We start from the raw sequence: 1,317 nt of genomic DNA on the forward strand, positions 1-1,317 counted from the left end.
GGTCCTTGTTCTGGTCCTTGTGGCCCCAGTCCTTGTCGTGGTGCTTGTGGCCCCAGTCCTTGTTCCGGTCCTTGTTCTGGTCCTTGTGGCCCCAGTCCTTGTTCCGGTCCTTCTTCCGGTCCTTGTCCCAGTCCTTGTCGTGGTGCTTGTGGCCCCAGTCCTTGTTCCGGTCCTTGTTCCAGTCCTTGTCCCAGTCCTTGTTCCGGTCCTTGTTCCAGTCCTTGTCCCGGTCCTTGTGGCCCCAGTCCTTGTTCCGGTCTTCAGCCAGTGATTGCGAGACGCTGACCAGGTCCTGCGGTGGCGGCGTCCCATCCTCTGCTTGGGCGGCGGACTGACCAAAGAGCCAGAACCCTCCCACCAATGCTGTGGTCACGAAGAGCCGTGACCCGAGTCGCTTGTACATGGACTTTCTCCCTTGCAAGTTCGAAATGTTTGTGCGTGGACGCGCTAAAAGAGCGCCCCGCTCGCACCCGTCGATGGCGACGGGGCGTGGGCGAGCCCGTGCAGGGAGGGTCAACCAGGCCAGGTACGGATCAGGGCGGCACGACTGTGCGGCACTGTGGCATCCCCAGCAGCGAATCGATCAGCGATCAGAGTGGCGCCGACGTCAGAGTTGTCAAGGACCCCCAGGGAGGGCGCCAAGCAACCCGATCCACTGACCGAGGCTGGTCCTTGTCCCGGAGCGCCCGGAGCGCTGGGAGCGCTGGGAGCGCTGGGAGCGGTCGGCTGGGCGGGGTCCTGGGGAACAGCCCTAGTGCCCTCGATCGTGTCGCCGCGACCAGCTCCGGCATCAGCGGCTTCCGCTGCCCAACTAGTGACGGACTCCGCCCCTGCCACGCTCCCACAGACGGCCGGCGAGGCCACCTGAAGCGCGACGGCAGCGACGGCAATAGGGCTTCCAGGTGCGGCCGATGCCACAACTCCTGCGACGGTGTCCTCCAGCACGACTGCGTCCGCGGCGATGGCCGTCTCCCCAGCAGGAGCGGCAACGGGCACCACCGCGTCCATGCTCGCGCACGCAAGCGCTTCTTCGGCCTCCGTCGGCGCCTGCACAGTCTCAACGAGGGGCTCATCCCTCGGCTGCGCAACCTCTGTCATCTTCTCGGTCACCGGCTCAACCGGCTCCACCGTTTCGAGCACCGGCTCGACAACCTTGACCCGCGGATCAATAACCGGCTCGGTGACCGGCTCGACCACCGGCTCGACCACCGGCTCGACGACCGGCTCGGTGACCGGCTCAACAACCTCGACCACCGGCTCAACAACCGGCTCGGTGACCGGCTCGACAACCTCGACCACCGGCTCAACAACCGGCTC

General features: G+C 65.8%; 2 pseudogenes. Both read right to left on the bottom strand.

From position 1 onward, the window contains the following. A pseudogene (locus AC4BGB_RS21540) lies at window positions 1-403 on the bottom strand (hypothetical protein); the annotation flags it as partial. Window positions 404-513: 110 nt separating this feature from the next. Next, window positions 514-1,317, bottom strand: a pseudogene (locus AC4BGB_RS21545) (hypothetical protein); the annotation flags it as partial.

The organism is Nocardioides sp. Z30_9 (assembly GCF_058215735.1).